Annotated in this window: 13 protein-coding genes and 1 pseudogene; 5 read left to right on the top strand and 9 right to left on the bottom strand. The window is 39.0% G+C overall.

The features are described from left to right. Positions 1 to 67: 67 nt before the first annotated feature. From J8L86_RS07700 to J8L86_RS07690, 3 genes are all read right to left on the bottom strand, one after another. Complete coding sequence (locus tag J8L86_RS07700) at positions 68 to 1,660, bottom strand: di-heme oxidoredictase family protein (protein WP_211029970.1); 1,593 nt, start codon at positions 1,658 to 1,660, stop codon at positions 68 to 70. A gap of 207 nt (positions 1,661 to 1,867) precedes the next feature. Beyond that, positions 1,868 to 3,031 carry an imelysin family protein gene (locus J8L86_RS07695; protein WP_211029723.1) on the bottom strand — a complete coding sequence of 388 codons (1,164 nt, stop codon included), beginning with the start codon at positions 3,029 to 3,031 and terminating at the stop codon, positions 1,868 to 1,870. Between the two features lie 78 nt (positions 3,032 to 3,109). Beyond that, positions 3,110 to 4,534 carry a hypothetical protein gene (locus J8L86_RS07690; RefSeq protein WP_211029720.1) on the bottom strand — a complete coding sequence of 475 codons (1,425 nt, stop codon included), beginning with the start codon at positions 4,532 to 4,534 and terminating at the stop codon, positions 3,110 to 3,112. 182 nt (positions 4,535 to 4,716) lie between these two features. On the opposite strand from J8L86_RS07690, the gene J8L86_RS07685 reads away from it, so the two are divergent. Then, on the top strand, positions 4,717 to 5,913 hold the full coding sequence (locus J8L86_RS07685) for an MFS transporter (RefSeq protein ID WP_211029718.1): 1,197 nt from the start codon (positions 4,717 to 4,719) through the stop codon (positions 5,911 to 5,913). 41 nt (positions 5,914 to 5,954) lie between these two features. After that, a complete protein-coding gene (locus J8L86_RS07680) occupies positions 5,955 to 6,788 on the top strand; it encodes a TIGR03899 family protein (protein ID WP_055026478.1) in 834 nt (277 codons plus the stop codon). 82 nt (positions 6,789 to 6,870) lie between these two features. Here the strand turns inward: J8L86_RS07680 and J8L86_RS07675 are convergent, their stop codons facing one another. Then, a complete protein-coding gene (locus tag J8L86_RS07675; RefSeq protein ID WP_055026479.1) occupies positions 6,871 to 7,539 on the bottom strand; it encodes a hypothetical protein in 669 nt (222 codons plus the stop codon). 494 nt (positions 7,540 to 8,033) lie between these two features. Here J8L86_RS07675 and J8L86_RS07670 point away from each other — a divergent pair, with 494 nt between their 5' ends. After that, positions 8,034 to 8,456, top strand: a complete 423-nt coding sequence (locus tag J8L86_RS07670) for an organic hydroperoxide resistance protein (RefSeq protein WP_211029715.1) — start codon at positions 8,034 to 8,036, stop codon at positions 8,454 to 8,456. 149 nt (positions 8,457 to 8,605) lie between these two features. On the opposite strand, the gene J8L86_RS07665 is transcribed toward J8L86_RS07670, so the two are convergent. From J8L86_RS07665 to J8L86_RS07655, 3 genes are all read right to left on the bottom strand, one after another. Beyond that, positions 8,606 to 9,130 carry a DUF3087 domain-containing protein gene (locus J8L86_RS07665; protein ID WP_211029714.1) on the bottom strand — a complete coding sequence of 175 codons (525 nt, stop codon included), beginning with the start codon at positions 9,128 to 9,130 and terminating at the stop codon, positions 8,606 to 8,608. An 87-nt stretch (positions 9,131 to 9,217) separates the two neighbouring features. Next, positions 9,218 to 9,940 (bottom strand): rhomboid family intramembrane serine protease, encoded by a 723-nt coding sequence (locus tag J8L86_RS07660; protein WP_211029699.1) that lies wholly within the window; start codon positions 9,938 to 9,940, stop codon positions 9,218 to 9,220. Between the two features lie 58 nt (positions 9,941 to 9,998). Next, the gene (locus J8L86_RS07655) at positions 9,999 to 11,660 is read right to left on the bottom strand and encodes an AarF/UbiB family protein (protein ID WP_211029697.1); all 1,662 of its coding nucleotides are present in this window, start codon (positions 11,658 to 11,660) and stop codon (positions 9,999 to 10,001) included. Positions 11,661 to 12,745: 1,085 nt separating this feature from the next. Here J8L86_RS07655 and J8L86_RS21315 point away from each other — a divergent pair. Continuing rightward, entirely contained in the window at positions 12,746 to 13,789 is a 1,044-nt protein-coding gene (locus tag J8L86_RS21315; RefSeq protein ID WP_348772650.1) for a DUF1566 domain-containing protein, read from the top strand. An 898-nt stretch (positions 13,790 to 14,687) separates the two neighbouring features. Here J8L86_RS21315 and J8L86_RS07640 read toward each other — a convergent pair. Further along, on the bottom strand, positions 14,688 to 15,008 hold the full coding sequence (locus tag J8L86_RS07640; protein WP_348772651.1) for a transposase: 321 nt from the start codon (positions 15,006 to 15,008) through the stop codon (positions 14,688 to 14,690). A gap of 438 nt (positions 15,009 to 15,446) precedes the next feature. Between J8L86_RS07640 and J8L86_RS07635 the strand changes: the two are divergent. Beyond that, positions 15,447 to 16,426, top strand: a pseudogene (locus tag J8L86_RS07635) (IS3 family transposase). A gap of 1,363 nt (positions 16,427 to 17,789) precedes the next feature. Here J8L86_RS07635 and J8L86_RS21310 read toward each other — a convergent pair. Next, positions 17,790 to 18,809 (bottom strand): type II secretion system F family protein, encoded by a 1,020-nt coding sequence (locus tag J8L86_RS21310; RefSeq protein WP_211029680.1) that lies wholly within the window; start codon positions 18,807 to 18,809, stop codon positions 17,790 to 17,792. Position 18,810 lies beyond the last annotated feature (1 nt).

The raw sequence follows: 18,810 nt of genomic DNA, 5'->3' as shown, positions 1-18,810 counted from the left end.
TTATACATTTTGAAAATCAGCAATTTACAAATACGACATCACGCTTGTCTTAATAATAACTTGCCGACTAAAGTGACATTAAGAATGACACTAACTGATCACGTTCAGTTTTGCTCAATGCCATGAATGCCTCTTGACTGTTTTGTGCTTCACCACCATGCCATAAAATGGCTTCTTCAACTGTCGCTGCACGGCCATCGTGCAAAAATCCAGCTTGCGGATTAACGGTTTGAGTTAACCCTAAGCCCCATAACGGGCGGGTACGCCATTCATTACCATTAGCCAAAAAGTCAGGGCGCCCATCAGCTAAGTCATCACCCATATCGTGCAATAACATATCTGTGAAAGGATAAATCACTTGGCCCTTTAATGAATCAATGATGTCACTGCCACCAATATCACCGCTAGTTTTAGTGGTAAAACTTGGAGTATGGCAACCACTACAGTTAATTGATGCAAATAAGCGGGCACCTTCACGTACATCAGCGTCATCAACATTACGTCTGGCTGGTACAGCTAAGGTTTCAGCATAAAAAACCACTGCATCACTAAACGCTTGGTCAACTTCAGGCTCACCATTTTCATCTTCACCGGTATCAACAAAACCTGTTCGGGTTAAATAGGAGTCGTGAAGGCTAGTACCTGCCACACTTTCATCAGGAAATAACAGGTTAGTAATGCCAATATCACCACGTAATGCTCCTAAAGATTGCACTCTTACACTTGGCGTATTGGCTTTCCAACCAAAACGACCTAGAGAGACAGGGTTGTCATCTCCGTTGCGATCTTTAATCGCATCAAAAACCCAATTCGGACGACCTGAAATACCATCGCCGTTGCTATCATCGGCATCCGCTAGTGCTAGAATGGCAGCTTCAGGTATCGCTTCCAATAAGCCTAAACCAAATACTGGCATACCATTGCGCCAACCCATTAACACATCATCTTGAAGTAAATTTGAGGTAATGTTGGTGCTTTGTTTTGTCTCACCAGGTGCGTCATATGGATTTTCAACTTCAAAAATCGGCTTTTTAAGTTCAACACTGGTGCCATCGTCATAAGTCACTGTTGTACGCTCGTATGACAAGTAAACGTCTGCTTGGCCGCCAAAGGCATTTTCTTGCCAATCAGCTCGCGCCTTTAGCACGCCACGATGAAACAATTGACCACCAAAATCAGGCACAGGGATTGGAGCACAATAATTATTTGCAGCATTGCCTTGGGTACATTCAACATCTGCAGCTTTACTGATCCGCAAGAAAATTCCCGCATCAGACCCTAGCTTGACCCGGGCTTGATCTGCTGACAGGAAAGGCGTTGAGTTACGTCCATCACGTTGATGACACGAGTTACAGTCGGCATTATTGAAAACAGGGCCTAGACCATCTAATTCTGGATGCTCTATATTTGGCGCTGTGGTAAATGAAATTTCAAAGTTAGCATCACCTTCAAGGTGCAGTGCTAAATCGCCCTCTGATAAATTAGGTGCAGGTGTCGAAAAACCATGCCCAGAATTACCGGCATCATAGGTCGTTGTATCGCCACCACTTGCGGTAATATCGGTAAAGTCAGGATAGGTGACAACAGGTGGCTCTGGCGTCGGTGTTGGCTGCTCATCACCACTGCCACCACATGCTGATAATAGTAAGATGCTAACCATGGATGTCAGCACAATGTTGTTATGTTGATTGGGGAATTTTTGAAACTTGTTCATCTTGCACACTCTTAAATCAATAACACTGCAAAAGGCTTAAACAACACAATTTGGGACTTGCCTTGCTCTAACGGCAGGCTTATTAGTCAAAAGCTTAAATCGCTCTGCCCTTATCAAATTTAGAGCAAAGCGATTGCTTATCCGTTATGTGGCTTACTGAGGGTTCCACTCAGATAAAAGTGGGATAACATCTGACTCTAATGAGGTTTGTAAAGTAGTAAGTGCTGTTACCGCGGTTTCAACACGAGTACGACCAGCTTCATCAAGAATAGCTTGACGGAATGGCATATCATCATTACCAGCAATGGCTTGAATTTTTAAAATTGCATCGTCAATCTCACTTGAGATACGAACTGAAAGTGCACCATCAGCTGCGGCAACAAAATCAATAATCCCTTGCTCGTCGGCAGAACCTGTAAACTCGCCATGATACACATTACGAACACCTTGAATGTTGTCCGCAAAGTCAGTTAATGAATTCCAAGAGTATTGAGACTCAACTTTTGAGGTATCAGCATTGGCTAAAGAATCACCAAATGGATCCGCAATTTTACCGTTACCGACTTCATCAACAATACCAATCATGCCGTTGATCAACTCTTCAATGACAGCAAGTTCAGAAGAGTAAACTGTGTTGTTATCACTGCCTGGTGAAGTTAATAAATCAGCATATGGTAATGCGTTCGCATCTTGCGGGTTATGAGAAATCTGCCAAGCATCATCAAGTTGTTTTGCATAATCTCTAAACACTTCAGCAAGTGCGATGACATATTCACGTTCAGCCGTCGTTAAATCACTGATAGACTTATTGTTATCAGCGACACCATCGCCAAACAATAGGTATTCCATTGTGTGGAAACCCTGTACATCATCATTCCAGCTTTTAATGGTTTCAGCATCAAAGCCTGTATTGTTATCTAGCTGAGTCTGTAAATCAGTCGTATTTAGTGGCCAGCTATCCAAATGCGGATCGATACTCAATGAATCAACAGGACCAAAAATGTGCGACTCACCTTGTTCCCACGGCTTACGTGCCGCTTTCCACGCCTCTTGAGCAGCGGTTAAATCTGCTTGTGATGTGGAATTTACTAGTGCTTGGGTCGCCAATAATAATGCATCACCCTGTGCCGCTAAATCAGCATAACCCGCTACAATGACGTCATTCGTTAAGTTTGTGACCATCTCAGTTGCAGCAAAGCTAAACCCAGTTTCAGGTACTACTGGATCTGGGGTAGATGAATCATCAGAACCAGAACCACCACAAGCGGTTAATGTGCCCATTAAGGTTAGTGCAATCGCTGTATACTTAAAATTCATGTAAAACTCCATTTCAATCAATAATTTTGGCTGATTCATTTCAGCCCTTTCATTAAAAAAAACATGTTAATGCACTGGTTATAGCGAGAACTGATAACCCACACCAAGTGCAAAAAAGTTAGTATCAGGAATACTGGCTACGGCCACTTGCTGAAGCCCGCCTTCTGCTTTGATCACAATTTCAGGAATTGGGAAGTAGTTAACTCCGATACTGCTCCAGGTATTTTCATATCGCTTAGTCGCAGTACCACTTTCCACTTCCATTAGTGGATTTGAATAATCGATATTGGCAAATACAGTCATAGGAATAGCTAAGTAGTCATCAAGCTTAAAGCCTGCTTCAACAAAGAAAGATTGCGATTTAGAGCCCAATTGCGCGAAGTTACCTGGCTGTAAACCTGGAGTGGTTTTATTCGCTAATGTAATTGCATCAGAGTCACTTAAAGTACCGTACATGTATTGACCACGTAGCACCCAAGGCCCCTCAACATATGCAGCAGCAGCTGTCACTATGCTCAGCGTTCCGTCAACATTGAGCTTATTGCTTTTATTTCGATTGCCAGAGGTATTGCCGTAATAGTAAGACACGCCAATCGCACTACCAGTTTTAAAGTTGCCGTAATCGATACGCCCAGCAAATGCTAAGTCGTCAGCGTTAACATGTTCAAACCGGGTTTGATGTCCTGATGCAACCCAATCATAGGTTCGAAAGTATTCAGAGTTTAAGCCGCTAACAATCTGGGCTTGATAATGAAAATCCGAGATTTCACCGTAAACACCAATGCCATTCTCGTTCCACACGGCCGGGAGCATGGCAGCTTCACTTTTGTGACGGAGTACAGTGAGGTATTGGTTTGGCTTGTGTAAGGTGCTCGTTAGGCCGATTGGCAAGTGAATATTACCGAACTTAACGCCAAAGGCTTCATTAGGGCGATATCGAATTTCCGCTTTTTCAACGACAACTTCGCCGCCTGCTTCTATTTCAGATTCAAATTCACCAAATTCATCAAAACCATCATATTCCAGCGCAGCGCCAGTTCCGCCATGCTCATATTCAATTTCAACTTCCATGCTCCATTGCTCAGTAAACTGATAACCAAATTCAGTGACGATGCGCTCTAAGTCGAAACGGTTTCTTCTTTCTGGCGTGGTATCTTGTACATTGTCAAAATACTCATCACTCGTGAAATTCGCTGACCCATAAGATTTGAATGAAAACTGACTGAAACGGTCCTCTGCTGCGGCAACGTTCGTAACAACATCAGAGACTGCTTTTTGCTGTTGATGCTGAGTGACTTCAATTTGCTTTTGAGATTCTGCTTGCTGGGCTTGTTCCTTTGCTATGGTTTGCAATTGTTGCTTGAGCTGAGCGATTTCAGCTTCTTGCTTGGCAATCGCTTTAGCTAAATCTTCTGCTGATATCGCAGCATATGTACTTGCTGAAGTGCCTAAACCAATCACACTGGCTATTGATACTGCCAACAGCGTTAACTTTTTGCTCATCTCATTCCCCACAATATTGCACAACCTTCGTTAATGTGGCGACACAATATATTAAATAAGAATCATTTTCATTATAATTTACATTTATCTTTGCAGCTTTGTTTACAGCGCATTTACACTTAGCGTAAAAATGTAATCTGTGTAACCATACAAGCACGATATCAAGTTCAGGAAACCTCCCTATGTCAGTCGCCTCCAGTAAGCATCCTCAACAACTTTTATTGTGGATGACTTTCGTTATGTCGATGGTTTTTGCAGTATGGCAGGCGCTGCTAAATAATTTTGTCATTGAAAAGGCGGCATTCACTGGCGCTGAAATCGGCATACTACAAAGTTTGCGAGAGGTGCCTGGTTTTTTAGCTTTTACAGCGATATTCGTTTTGTTGCTGATCCGTGAGCAATCATTTGCCTTGGTTTCATTAGCCGTGTTATCCATCGGCATTGCTATTACCGGCTTTTTCCCGAGCGTTTTAGGCTTATATTTAACAACGGTGTTAATGTCGGTGGGATTTCATTACTTTGAAACCATCAACCAATCTCTTACATTGCAATGGGTGGATAAAAAAGATACTGCCGGATTTTTAGGTAAGGCGTTGGCATGGCGCTCTGCTGCCGCTTTAATAGGTTATGGCAGTATCTGGATTGTGATGACATGGCTGAAATTAGATTATGTATGGATGTACGCCATTATTGGCGGACTAGGGCTAACTGCCGTGCTGGTAATGAGTATCTATTACCCTCGTTTTGATATCGCCGAACCACAACATAAAAAACTCATTTTCCGCAAACGTTACTGGCTTTACTATGCCCTTACTTTCTTGTCTGGAGCCCGTCGTCAAATCTTTATGGTTTTTGCCGGATTTATGATGGTAGAAAAGTTTGGCTATTCGGTTTCGCAAATTACGGCACTCTTTTTAATTAACTATGTCGTGAATCTAGTTTTCGCCCCTGCTATTGGTCGCTTAATTGGAAAAATAGGTGAACGGAATGCGTTAATTATTGAGTATGTTGGATTAATCCTTGTCTTCGCAAGTTATGCTGTCGTTGAGCATGCTCAATTGGCTGCAGCACTGTATGTAATTGATCACCTGTTATTTGCAATGGCAATAGCAATGAAAACCTATTTTCAAAAAATTGCCGATCCAAAAGACATTGCGGCCAGTATGTCGGTTAGCTTTACCATCAATCACATTGCAGCTGTGATTATCCCTGCATTATTAGGCATACTATGGTTAAGCTCGCCACAGTGGGTATTTATGATAGGCGTATTATTCGCACTGTGTTCCTTGATATTATCGTTAAATATTCCAGCCCATCCGCAGGCTGGAAATGAAACGAATTGGGGTAAATCAACTACTCTTACAATGAGTGAGAGATAATTATCACCCGCTTATTCACCGTTGAAGTATGAGAAAACGTTATGGCAGAAAGTCACCCTCAACAAACTAACAAAGACCAAAAAGCGAGTGTGTCTGCACGAAAAAAAGCATTATTGCTCGGAAAAATTCTCGGATTAGCCAGCGAAGATGATTATCGCCCTTCTCAAGCATCGATTACTGAACGTGCCCAATTTAGATTACAGAAACAGCAAGTTCAGCATCAGCTCAATCTTGAAACCATCTTTGCTTTAGCCCTCAACTATACCCCATCTGATGTTACAGGCGAGGACTTAGATCCTGACTGGAGTTACCAGTTTTTCCAGATGGCAGAACAAATTCAATCTCGACGAATGCAAGATTTATGGGCCAGAATTTTAGCCAGCGAAATTGTAAAACCTGGAAAATTTAGCCTAAGAACCCTTGCCACGCTCAAGAACTTGACCCAACGAGAAGCACAAATACTTGAAAAAGCATTAGGCATGTCTGTAAAAATGAATGCAGAAACTCGATATAAGCTATTAAGTGGTTATCGCATCAGTGGTGGTTTACAGCAGTATTTTAGGAAAACATCACAGGTGAATATTGGCTTATCTAAATACGGTTTACCTTACTCAAGTATTTTAACTCTCATGGATGCTGGCATACTGCATAACAGTGAATTCGAAACCGGCCTGCTTGATAAAAATTCCGATATTTTACTGTCGATGACCGAGCAGCAATTCAAAATTAGTCCAAAAAATAATAATTCACTCTTTAGCTACTATCGCTTCACCCCTGTGGGCGATGAGCTTAGTCTATTGGTACAGGCCAATGTAGAGAACGAATATGTGAGAGCGTTGAAGGAAACGTTAAAGGCAGGGTTTAGCGTAAAGTAAACTCTAGAATAAATTGTTTTTGGCCTGAGTGAGCGAGTATACAAGCATGACATGCGATAACCACTCAGAAAACTTAAGCTAATTAGGTTTCACTTTTCAGTGATAGTAATGACTTCTCAGCTCCTTCGATATCTGTCTTATCCGAATCAACCACTCGCTCATATAAGTTAGAGTGCTGAGCTTTATGCATAGAGAATAGAAATTGCCTTAATGTTTCTCTAGATTCATCACTGACAACAATTGTCGCTGCTATAACGCCATTTTCAGAGCGTACAACTTGATATTCAATATCAAAACTAATGTCTTTGGTTAAAATTAACTTAGCCTGACGAGCTTCTTCAGTATCATCAATATTTGGAGCATATAACGTCAACCCTGTGCTTGAAAGAGACAACACATCGATGGCGAGATTAGTATCAAAATCAATGATCCTGACATTATCAAGTTCGTTCATTCGCCAGCTTCTGTCAGCGCCTCGCGTATCAACCACCTCGGGGATCCCCAGCTTAGGGACAAACTGTCCAAGTTCATCCATGGCAATATTTAAAGGGAACCATAATCGGTAATGGCTAATTTCAGCCAATAAAGTCAGTTGAGTTTTACCTAGCAAACTAGCTAAAGTTGCAGGTATTTCAGTTGTCACAGAAACGGTTTCATTAGGACCTTCTGGCACTTTCTTAACGGCAGAAGGTGTTTTAGCGAATAACTCACTAAAACAAGCTAACTCTTCTTTGGTTAAGGTGCTGTCCATTATCACTCCTTGAAACTGTATTTGTTATAATTTGTAACAATTCTATCATGTGAAATCTTAGCGTACAATTCATAGCCAACTTTCTTGGCATAAATCCTAATTAAAATAATAGGTTCTACTACATTCAACATCGTGCAATAAGCGATGTAACGACACGTTTTATGAAGGATCCGCTTTAAAAGTTTCACTCAAATTTTTCAGTGCACACTTTACGAGTTTCACATCGTTCAACTTGGCAATCGCAACCCATAAACTTGGTACGAATGAGCGGCAACTTTAGTTCAAAACAGTTATCCCAATTCAAGTCTTAGATAAATTCAAGCAAGTAAAAACCGGCCCTATATATTCAATTCAAAATGAACAAAAAATTTCACACAATTAGATTGCGCACAACTTACATTTGCAGTATTGTATATTTCATTGAGTGAGTAGCTAAGATTAATCCAACTGAATCACTTAATTTAACGTTCTTTATTTTTCAATTAGGAGTTTTCATGGATATCATTTATTCAGCATCAGCAACAACAACTGGCGGTCGTGATGGTCAATCAACATCATCGGACAATAAACTATCGGTAAAACTTAGCACACCTAAAGAACTAGGCGGCGCAGGCGGTGAAGGCACGAACCCAGAACAGCTTTTTGCAGCAGGCTATTCAGCATGTTTTATTGGAGCAATGAAATTTGTTGCAGGACAAGAAAAGATAAGACTTAGCCCAGATCTTAACGTTCAAGCTACCGTCGGCATTGGGACTAATACCGCTGGAGTCGGATTTGCCATCGATGTCAAACTACGCATTAGTTTACCTGAAATGGATAAAACTGCGGCTGAAGCATTAGTCGAAAAAGCACATCAAGTATGCCCTTACTCTAATGCTACCCGCGGTAACATCAATGTTGAGCTAGTTGTAGAGTAAATTGAATAAGTCAGTTACCATTTTGAGCTAGGCTATTTTTCACCATTTGAAAATAGCCTAGTGATCGTAGAAGTTAGCTATAACTTATTGCACACTTAATTTAAGACCTGGTAAAAAACTATGGTTCAAGTCTTTAACTCCTCAACAATTTACACCTTATCCAATAAAGCAATATCAAAGTCATCGAGGCTAATCGACAAATTTAATTGGGCAATTTGTGATTCAACTTTTTGAATATTTTGATTAACGGCATCGAGGGTCAACGTATTATTATCTAATTCGTACACTTGCTTTTGAGTGTGGTAGTAAAACAATAATATGGTAATCGCATCAGGTTCTTTTTTATCAGCCGCAGCGACAATTTTAGTCAACTTTCGATAGATTCGGTTATGTAGCTGTTTCATTTGCCATACCCAATAAATATCATGCATAAATGGTTTAGTTTTAATGATATTCATAATAAGGCTACAAAAGACGACAGCCAAGATAACCCCCATCAAATTTAAGTGAAAATTACCAGTAGACTCACTTCCCGCGACGGGCGTTTGCCCAAAAAAAGCGATTAAAATAGCGCCAAAACCTAACGATAGTAAGGTTAAGCAACTCACCAACCCGATCAGTAATTTATTTAGCTGCTGCCGGTATTGCTGCTTATTGATTGAGATTAACTTCATAATAATCCTAAACGTAAATGTCTAAAGCATTTTATCCCGAAAAATAACATTGCCCAAGAATTGACACACTCGACTTAATCAAGCATGTCATTGTTTTTGACGATACCGCACCACTAACATTATCACTAATGCGGTAATGGCTCCGCCAACATGGGCAAAATGAGCAATATTACCAACAGAATATTTAGTTAATCCAAAGAACAGGTCACCAGCAATAATGAGTGGAACAAACCATTTAGCACTAATCGGCACAGGTAAGAAAATCAGCGATAACTTAGCATCCGGATAACGCATCGCAAAGGCCACTAACACGCCATACATCGCACCAGATGCCCCAACAACAGGCGCATGGTAAATAGACATAAACTCAACCAGCCTATCCTTACCCAAGGCTTGTACTAAGTGACCATCAGCCATACCTTGTTGCAAAATGGTTTGAATATCATTTGTGCTGTAACCTAACGTTAAAATGTCATTGGTGATAGCTGAAAACTGATAGTAATTAGCGGCAGTATAAATCAATGCTGCCCCCAACCCTGTTACAAAATAAAATGCTAAAAACCTTGGTGTCTTCCAAGTCTGTTCAAGTGGGGTACCAAATGACCACAGTGCGTACATATTAAATAGAATATGCGCCACACTGCCGTGCATGAACATATGGGTGACTAACTGCCATAGAGCAAACTTTTCATTCAATGGAAAATAAAGTGCTAAGGACTGCAAAGATTCAAACTTTAACCATGTACTCGCAATAAAAATAAGGACATTAATCGCCATTAAGTAAATAATCGACTGATTTTTGGCTGGCATATTAAGTGACCTTATTGTTGATATTGTCAAGATTTGACTAAATTCTACTGCGTACTTTTCAACGCTTTTTTGATAAATTTCCCGAACGGCTAATAGCAAGTAATAAGCGCCCTACCAGTAAACTGCCTGCGGCAGTAATCCCCAAACCTATAATAGACACCCCTTCATACAAAGGCGGTACGCCACTACTTAACACCATACACCCACCGAGAAAAATGGCGCCACTTAGTACCCCATAAACCAAGCGATTAATAATCGTATCTAAACTTCGATGATTCAAATTAATATCAAACCGACCATTATTAATTTGCTGAGTTAATAACTCGATTTGTTCAAGCAAAGTATTAATGACACGTTGCCATCGATTAGAAGACGCCATAGTTTGTTTGAACATATATTGAGGCGACAACTGGGCAAGTTTCATCTTAATCGCATAAGGACGAATTGCGTCACCTACGCTTATGCTGCTATCTAATTGCTTAGATGCTCCTTCAAGCATGATGAGAACCCTTAGGAGCATCGAAACTTCTGTCGGAATAACTAGCTTATGATGGTGAATAATTCGAATAAATTCATTTAATACGGCAACCAGAGGGACTTCATTAATATCCACTTCCAAAAAGTCTTGTACAAAATCGCTAACATCTTTTTCAAGTAAGACTTTATCTAGCTTAGGCTGCGCCTGACACAATTTGATTATATGGTAAGTTAACTCTGCGGGATCTTTATCGGCAAGGGCAACTAATAAGTGCTGAAAGCGTAATTGAACGGCTTGGGTTAATTTTGCTGTCATCCCCCAATCCAATATACCTAACTGTCCAGACTCCAATACCCAAATATTTCCAGGATGCGGATCGGCGTGAAAAAAACCTAAATCAAAAATCATATCAAGATACACCTTGATTCCGGTTTCAGCTAAAGCTCTAGTGTCTACCTCAGCAGCATTTAGTTTGTCACCATCGGCAACGCTAAACCCCTTTAAGCATTCCATGACTAAAACATGTTTACCTGAAATTTCACGATAAACATGTGGAATATGCACTTTACTATTATCACTAAAATAAGCACTAGCACGCTGCATACTGCGAGCTTCTTTGACGTAGTCGAGCTCATTCATTAGTGATTTAGTAAACTCAATAATTAACTTAGTCGGTTGATATAGTCTGAGTTCTTTATTGTATTGCTCAACCAAAGACGCCAGCATTTTTAAAATTTCGACATCTGCAACAATTTTATCTTCAATACCAGCGTGCTGAACTTTGACGACAACGTCTTGGCCATCCACGGTGACAGCTTTATGCACCTGACCTACCGAGGCAGAAGCTAATGCATCAAAACTAAAGGATTGAAATAAAGTATCGAATGAGCGACCGAACTCAGCTTCAATGGTTGAAATGATCTGTTGTTTATTATCGGCAGGCGTATCAGATTGAAGCTTAGTTAGCTCATCAGCAATCTCTTGACCAACCAGATCAGCACGGGTACTGAGTATTTGACCAAGTTTAATAAAAGCTGTGCCTAACTCACTGAATGCTAGGCGCAAACGAACTGCAATAGAAAGTGACGCAAGTTGCTGACCACTCTCATTAACAAATACACTTTTAATAAACTCAGGATTACCTTCTTTGACCCAATTAGCTAAACCATACTTTACCAACACAGTGAGGATCTGCCGCGATCGCGCCGAATGATTCATGAATTGCTTAACGTTAGTCAGCATCGTCCAACTCCCTGTTTACCCGATAAAATAAGCTTAAGTTTTCTAGATATTGATAAGACTTTGAAGTCATTACATCATCTAGCTAAAGCTAAGATAAAGCAACGAAAATCAATTAATGGTGATTCGGATAAAAGGATTGAAAAAGGAATTATACGATTAATAAAATAAATGTGCAGAAAAGACAAAGGCCTAGCATTTCTGCTAGGCCTTCTAAATTTGGCAGGGGTAGCAAGACTCGAACTCGCAACCATCGGTTTTGGAGACCGACTAATGACCAAATGTTGTTAATCGATATCAATTGAATATCATCAGCATTAACTGATTTATCATTTAAAAACAGAACGATAAGCAAGTGTATTTGAAATCATCAAAATACTCGATTTAGATCGTTTAATGACTAATTGGTCACCAAATCGTATATTTTGGTCACCAATTACAGTATAAAATTTATACCAAAATCACAAACAATCTCGTCGTCATTGCTAATTCACAGCCTATAAAAATCACTATTAGGTGAAGTCAACTCCAAGAGCTACTTTAAAGCTATACCTAGTTAACTGACATCAAATGCGGTGTCCAGCACCTGATGGCACTAGTAATTTAGTTTGGTGAATATCAAGCACAAACTTTTAAAAGAGTAAATAGTGAGGTAAGGCTTTACTTTAGATGTGTAATGGTCAACTAATCTTGGACACTTTGTTAGGCAAAGTTCACTAATTTCATCAAATATTCCACAAGTGAGATGTTGGCCAGTTTGTGATGCCGCCTCTTTTGATTATAAAAAGGTTCAGGTTATCAATAATATCTGCTTTTGCTTGTTGTCTTATTTGATATCTTCTGTAATTGACTCGTCCTGATTTTAAACTTCTAAATACACGCTCATTGACTGCATTATTTAAACAATTTCCAGCACGGTTAATACTCTGTTAGGCACAACTATGCCGCCAATGTATAAAGTTGTAATTTTACCTAGGTATTTCCTCTTGGAAGCATTGATATAGCTAAGTTTATTATTAGTTTTTATTTGCTTCCCCACCTTTACTTCAAATAAATTAATTATCTTTTAAAATGAAAAGGAAGTGAAAGTGGAAAAAATTAGAAAGGCTGAAGCCTTGACCTGCTTAAGCTTGTTAGTTAGCTCATTTGCTGCAGTGGCTGCTGCTCCAGGTGGTGATATGAACCCAATTTATGGCGGTGGTTCAGGGGGGGGGGATAAAAAATATACTGATGGTTTCCCTTATACTTACTGTGCTGCAAATCGTTCAAAGATATCCTCAGAAGATTGCAGATTTGTCTCTGTACCTGACCAAACAGATACAGATAAAATATCAGATACTGGAGGCCTATATTCTGTAAATGATTTAATTGCAGGAGCTGAAGGTCGGGTAAAAGACTATGACGATTTTGTCACTTTAGCTTGGAGACAAGGTCAAACAGATTGGGAAATTCCATATGAAAACCAAATGGATTACCTTCAACAAAAAGGTTATTTAATCGATGGTAATGTATATGTTACAACAATAACAGGTCAAGACTACTGGAAGTACACTGCCAATAATAAAGTCTCTGGTCAAATTGTTGATTTAAATAACGAGGTGTACGCCGCTGCTTTAGTTAGAAATGGTGGGAGCGTCCCTCCCCCGACAGTGGGGCAACCCCCAAATAAATGTGATGACCTAAGTGTTCCCGACAGGTTGTCTGGAGAGTGTATTGATATTTTCGATACACAAGGCAAATGGTTTACTAGCTCCCCATCTGTGGCCTATCTAGACAGCATTGGCGGCAGCCCTACAAACGATGTTCGTGGCGAGGATGGGAGATATGGTCCACCTGGTGATTTTTATGAATTCGACTGGTGGAACGCAACTACACTGTGCCATACTTACAACCACAATTATGTCGGCGGACGGGCGAACTGGCGCTTACCAACACGAGATGAGTTAGAAGCAATGTGGGCTACGCACGGTAAGATGTATGACGCGCGCGACTGGCCGACCATCAACAGTTCTTGGACGTCAACCCCCGGCGATAACTCTTGGAGCTCTTGGAGAGTGGGCCTCCACAGTACTCACTCAATCTCCCAGCACATGGTCGCCCCGGGGTACGCATCCTGCGTCTCAGACCGTTAAAGTTGAGCTCTTAGGGTTTTAATTTTAGTTTTTGGAGTGCCAGAGTCGTGCCTGGCACTTTTAAGCCCATCCCCTAGAAGCATTGATATGGCGAAGTTTTTATTTGTTTTTATTTGCCTTTATTGTTCATCCACCTTAGTTTTAAATGTTTTATTTACCTTTTTTAATCATAAAAGAATAAAAAGCAGAAGCCTTAAGCTTGTTTAGTTGGCTGTAGTGGCTGAAGTTCCTAGTGGAGATATGAACCCTATTTAAGATGGTGACCCAGGGAGTGCTGATAAAAAATATACTGATGGTTTCCATTATATTTACTGTGAAGCAAATCGTTCAAAGATATCCAAAGAAGACTGCAAATTCGTCTCCATCCCTGACTAAACTGACACTGTAGATACCATTTCTCAAAACCGAGTACAAACCTGATTTAAAGCTAATGGTGACTGATACATTGTTTATTTTTTCTTACCCCAAAACAAATTTTAACTAGCTTTCTCATTGCTGCACCTAACGCTTGCATTTTTGTTTTCCCTGCGGCTGAAGTCGATTTTTATGTGCTTTAATATCTGAGTTATGTGTTACAGCACTAACTGCTGCTAAAAATATTTTAGATCGAATTCTTGATGAACCAATTTTGCTCAGTGAAGTTCTCCCTTTAAACGAACCTGTTTCATTTAACTTAGGCGTTAGGCCTACATATTCTGTAGCTTGCTTAACTATTGAAAAGATTTTAGCTGAAAATAAATAAACTAACTCTCAGAACACTACCTTACCTATACTGATGACACTCATGAGTAAATCATAGTTCTTTTTCAAAGTAGGACAGGCGAGATAATGGTAACGATTTCATTTTCAACCTATTGAATTTCGTCTTCTAAAATCCTAATTATACGAGTAATTGAGACTAAACCCTATCATGAGCATCGCTGATTTCACTTGCTTCAAGTTGATTGTGTTCTCTTAAACAATCTTTTTCTAAAGCGGATAATCTACGAATTAAAGTTTTGATATCCCTGATTTTAGCATTATCTGGCTTCCATAAATGAATGTGCTCATTTTGAGCAGCCCCATATCTTGCGAGCATAAACGAATCTGACTTGTCAGTTTTATGGATTAATCCTAATGCTTGTGAGAATTTCTTACCCTTGCCTGAGGTTGAAGTAAAGATTGAAAAGCCCATAGAGTATAAATATAGGACTATTGATTCGTGATCCTCCCTGTTGATTCCATCGTAATGACAATGTCATAAGGCTGACACTTAGATAGTTTCGAGATCCAATCATTGATGGCTAAATAATCAATCTTTCTGTTTTGAAACATTTAAAATTTGCTGCCGCTCTTGGCTTGATTTAGCAATAAACAGAGATCGAGCGCTTCTTTGCTTACATCAATTCCAACATTTAATCTCATATCAATAACTCCACTTGTACATACAGCATCATTAGTAAATCACTAAGTGCTCGGATACCATCCAGTATTAGAGAAAGTAAAATCAGGGGATAATCTACAGCTCAATGTTAAACATTACGTGGCATAACATCCTCACTGATTTTAGAGCTTGTAGATAGCTAATCATCCAAAACCTCAAGATACAAGTGACATAGTTAATTCGGCAACCTAGTTAGAGGTGATATCATCACCTCATTAATTAACAGGTGACACAATGACAAAACGAACAAGCCCAACTTTTAGCTCCGATTCCGACTTGAATCAGCTCAACTCGTTGTTGATAAAGGCTACGGCTCTCTTGCTGTCAGACTCACTGAACAATTCTCGCTAATTGAGAAACTCAGGAAGAGCTACAGTGTAAAAACGCTGTGTGATGTGTTCAGTATTCATCGTAGTAGTTTTAAGTATTGGCTTAAAAGAGAAAATACTTTAAATGTAGAACAAATTAGACGGCAAAGCCTTGTGCGTAAGGCATTCAGCGCTAGTCATGGTTCAGCAGGTGCACGCACGATTGCTGATATTGTTAGCACATTAGGTGTCCCGTTAAGCCGCTATAGAGCGGTTAAGCTGATGAAGTCTCTTGTGTTAATTTGTTGTCAGCAACCTAAGCACAGTTACAAGAAATCGGGTCATGAGCATGTTGTTATCCCTAATCACTTAGCACGACAATTTGCAGTAACCGCCCCCAACCAGGTTTGGTGTGGAGACGTTACTTATATTTGGACGGGCAATCGATGGGCATATTTAGCTGTTGTGCTTGTTTATTTGCCAGAAAGCCTGTTGGTTGGGCGATATCATTATCACCAGATACAAGGCTAACCAGCAAAGCTATACGCATGGCTTATGAGCGTCGATGGAAGCCAAAGGGACTGATGTTTCATAGTGATCAGGGGAGTCATTATACAAGTCGTAGCTATCAACAATTACTATGGCGATATCAAATTAAACAAAGCATGAGCAGGCGTGGAAACTGTTGGGATAATAGTCCTTTGGAGCGGTTCTTTAGAAGTTTAAAGACGGGATGGGTGCCAGCAAGTGGGTATAAAGTTTTACTGAAGCAAGTGACTCAGTAGTTAACTATTTAATTGTTATTACAGTCAGCTTCGACCACATCAATATAATGACGGCTTAACGCCGAATGACTCAGAACGACGATACTGGCTTGAATATAAAACCGTGGCCAATTTTACTTGACTACTACAGTGAGTGTTTTATTTGTTATGCAATAACTTTCAGATAATTTAGTGGTTATTTTTTTGCACAGCATTTACAAGGCTTAACCTGAAAGTATAAATTACATAACCCTTCAAATCAGCTGTGCTCGTTAAATTTTCATTAACTCAATTAAGGAATGGGAGCCACATATTTAGCGTTGCTTGGAATAGTAACGCCAAATTCCAAGTATTTAAAGCAGCCCCTAGTCAATGAAAGTGTTTCATCATTGCTCTTGCAAGTACTTAGTTAAAATAACAACTTATATCCATCTACTTTTTTAAAAAGATTTGTAAAATATTCACCGAAAAAACTATGAAAAAAATTGTCTTTTTACCGTTTAAGTTTTCTACAAATAACAAGAGCAATTTGGAATATCGTCTAGAAACGGTTTTAGATTTACCACTACCTGTGTTACTAAAAAAACGATATGGATGTTGAAGATTTAATTCTAAGAAAATATTACTCTTATTGCTTTCTTTAAACCCTGTCCAATACTAAATACCTCTATTGTATCTTGGCTAAAGATACTAATTACTTGGTTTTGATTTACTAAAAAAGCATCACCCATAGCATTGGTATACATTTTATACAAGCAATGAATTTACCACTTTCAAAATACCCGATAGGACTTACCTCCACCTCCCGAATATTCGACGCTTAAACCTTTTACAACTGATTTTTTAGATAAATAATCTGTTTAAACAATACAGACTTTTAATTTGAGCCACTTCATACCTAAATTTTCGTATGTAGGTCCCCCCCAAAACTCAGCCATAGTTTAAAAATATAACATCTTCATTTAATCATTTATAAATTCGCCCCCCCTTTTTGCATTAAAAATAATAAACACTTCACCAACAACTAACTCCATCAACCTCACCCCACTTTACTATTACAGCTAATTAGAACACTAGCAAAAATATCCCCCCTTCAGCGTTTAAGGCATGACTAAATATTTACAATAAGACACCAGCTGTCTAATTAACTATAAAAAATATCACAACAGCTGATAACGCAAAAAAACTTTCAAAATATAAATGTTGCAATTTTAACGTTCTCTTACAACAAGACGTCTTGCCTTTCAGGAAAAAAAAAGCAATAAAAGGCAAACAAAAAATAAACCCAACCTTTTTATTACAGTAATCACAAGTTGATGATTGAGACAATATCGAAATTAGTTTTTTGATTTGTATCTTATTCACACTTCCCCTTAAGCACCTCCAGTAGATAACTCCTACAAAACCACCCACCAGAGCTCCTAAATACCAAACTAAAAAAACTTTCAAAAATAGTAACACTGTTGGTTCATGGAGAAAATATAAAAATTCATACACAAGATTACCTACCCGTTTTTTGTTAACATCCCTGACAAATTAAACATTGCATAATAAATCCAAATTGCAGTTGCTGAAACTAACAACACACCAAATAGATTAAATATTTTTCCGAGCTTTTTTAATTTACCCTCTAACTCTTCCCTTAGATTATTCGCCACAATGTTTATTGAATGAGAAAAATCACCAGTACTAGAATACACTCCAATTAAAGAAAGTAATTCAGGAGGTAAAAAGTAAACATCAAAACAATCAACCACAGCGTTGGTTTTTTTGATCTCATCTTTTATCATTGCTAGCCTACTTCGTAACCACCCTTGATTGGTAAGCTTGTAAATTTCATTTATAGCATCTGAAAAGGAAACTCCTGACAACATCAAAGTACCAAGCATTTTCAAAAAATTAACGACTACAAACATTTCTTGGATTTTAAACAAACCGGTTCGATGTAACAAATCTCGAAATTTTCCCTTACCATGTTTGAGAAAATAGAAAACGCCCACAAAAATAGAGATAACAATGATTATATGAATCAAAGCAGCAATACTCGTGAAATAATGACCTGTATTATAAAGTGCAGCAGATATTACAGGCCATTTACTAACAGGAGCGAAAGGAATAAATACTTCTAACACTTGATGCGCATAACCAACTATAATTACAATGCAAACAAAAAATAAAAATAATGGAGGAACCAACGAACCTACCAACAAGTCCTTAATCTTCCTGTTACTTTCAATTAATTGAATAACCTCCAAAAAACCCTCATATATTTCTCCACTTTTCTCTGAGGTACTAATTAAAAGAAATTCATTTTCTACAATATCATCTTTAATTACCATGGATAAATTAGGTAGTTCCGAATATTTTTTTAACCAGCTTTCAAAAAGCCTAACCTTCCATATTGATTTAGTTTTATTTGCAATTGCTAACAATGTTTCAAGTGAATCTTTAACTCCCACGCCTTCCTTAGTTAATGCATAAAACTGCTTATAAACTTCCAATCTTTTTTTTGTATTTAATTTCACG

The sequence above is a fragment of the Shewanella sp. MMG014 genome, assembly GCF_018100775.1.
In the GTDB taxonomy this organism is placed as follows: Bacteria; Pseudomonadota; Gammaproteobacteria; order Enterobacterales; family Shewanellaceae; genus Shewanella; species Shewanella japonica.
The sequence above is the reverse complement of the archived record's forward strand: the minus strand, read 5'-3'. Positions and strand labels throughout refer to the sequence as shown.

Excerpts from the sequence above, each read along its gene's own strand:
- J8L86_RS07700 (WP_211029970.1), bottom strand. The coding sequence starts at position 1,660 with ATGGTTAGCATCTTACTATTATCAGCATGTGGTGGCAGTGGTGATGAG.
- J8L86_RS07695 (WP_211029723.1), bottom strand. The coding sequence starts at position 3,031 with ATGAATTTTAAGTATACAGCGATTGCACTAACCTTAATGGGCACATTA.
- J8L86_RS07690 (WP_211029720.1), bottom strand. The coding sequence starts at position 4,534 with ATGAGCAAAAAGTTAACGCTGTTGGCAGTATCAATAGCCAGTGTGATT.
- J8L86_RS07685 (WP_211029718.1), top strand. The coding sequence starts at position 4,717 with ATGTCAGTCGCCTCCAGTAAGCATCCTCAACAACTTTTATTGTGGATG.
- J8L86_RS07680 (WP_055026478.1), top strand. The coding sequence starts at position 5,955 with ATGGCAGAAAGTCACCCTCAACAAACTAACAAAGACCAAAAAGCGAGT.
- J8L86_RS07675 (WP_055026479.1), bottom strand. The coding sequence starts at position 7,539 with ATGGACAGCACCTTAACCAAAGAAGAGTTAGCTTGTTTTAGTGAGTTA.
- J8L86_RS07670 (WP_211029715.1), top strand. The coding sequence starts at position 8,034 with ATGGATATCATTTATTCAGCATCAGCAACAACAACTGGCGGTCGTGAT.
- J8L86_RS07665 (WP_211029714.1), bottom strand. The coding sequence starts at position 9,130 with ATGAAGTTAATCTCAATCAATAAGCAGCAATACCGGCAGCAGCTAAAT.
- J8L86_RS07660 (WP_211029699.1), bottom strand. The coding sequence starts at position 9,940 with ATGCCAGCCAAAAATCAGTCGATTATTTACTTAATGGCGATTAATGTC.
- J8L86_RS07655 (WP_211029697.1), bottom strand. The coding sequence starts at position 11,660 with ATGCTGACTAACGTTAAGCAATTCATGAATCATTCGGCGCGATCGCGG.